Here is an 868-nt window from a genome sequence, read left to right as displayed (position 1 = left end):
GGATACCCTCAGTGGATATATTAATCTGATTTATTACGTCTCCTTTTTTGACTCTTAAATTAATATCATTCGCTAATTGGCTAATTTGTGATTGGGTTGCTTGATCCTCTGGAGCTGGTGTCCAGTCGGTGGCTTTGTTGCCTTTTTCCAATTTTATTCCTGTTACATCGGCGGAACAAAAACCACTTGAAGTTGCTTGTCCTACATAAACTCCTGTAAAACTATCTTTCGCCGTAAACTTATGGGAGATTCTAATCCATTTGCCTATCATATTGGTCACATCGTATGTTGTACGAGTCCAACCGAATGCCCCGTTGCCTTCCTGTACCTCAACAAAACCTGTACCTTTAGTGACTCTTATCCAAGCTGTTAATATATAAGTCTCATCTTTTATCACACTTACATTATCTTGGGCATATCCCCACTCCCCTGTAGAGTCTGCACTGAAATAGAAACCGGTTGTAAAACCTGCAAGATCGGTAATAGTTGTTGTGCGTCTTGTACCGGTAGCAGAACCCCAATTTCTCCAGTTAGTTAAACCATCCGCAAAATTCGAGTTTAGTACTAAATTACGTCCACCCAAATTATCTAAATCATTTCTTACAGACNTTACGTCCACCCAAATTATCTAAATCATTTCTTACAGACGTAATCGTACTCTGCAAACTTTTACTCGTCTGTGTAAGGGTACTGATATTTCCTTCTGCATCTGTCATTCTAGTTTGAAGAGCGTTTGCTAATTGTGTAACGGTTGAAATATTACCTTTATTATCGCTAACTTGTGTCTGTAAACCATTTACGGTTTGGGTTAATGAGCTTACATTTCCTTCTGTATTTGAAATTCTAGTAGCAAAACTATTTGCAGTTT

Annotated in this window: 2 protein-coding genes; both read right to left on the bottom strand. The window is 38.3% G+C overall.

Annotation, left to right across the window (positions count from 1 at the left end):
- Positions 1-583: phage head spike fiber domain-containing protein (locus CWO92_RS24895; RefSeq protein ID WP_207767836.1), on the bottom strand; the 583-nt coding region annotated here is incomplete at its 3' end.
- Between the two features lie 10 nt (positions 584-593).
- Positions 594-842, bottom strand: a complete 249-nt coding sequence (locus CWO92_RS24890; RefSeq protein WP_437177578.1) for a hypothetical protein — start codon at positions 840-842, stop codon at positions 594-596.
- Positions 843-868: the final 26 nt, after the last annotated feature.

It is taken from the genome of Heyndrickxia camelliae (assembly GCF_002844575.1).
Classification (GTDB): domain Bacteria; phylum Bacillota; class Bacilli; order Bacillales; family Bacillaceae_C; genus Margalitia; species Margalitia camelliae.
This window is presented reverse-complemented; position numbering and strand designations above follow the sequence as displayed.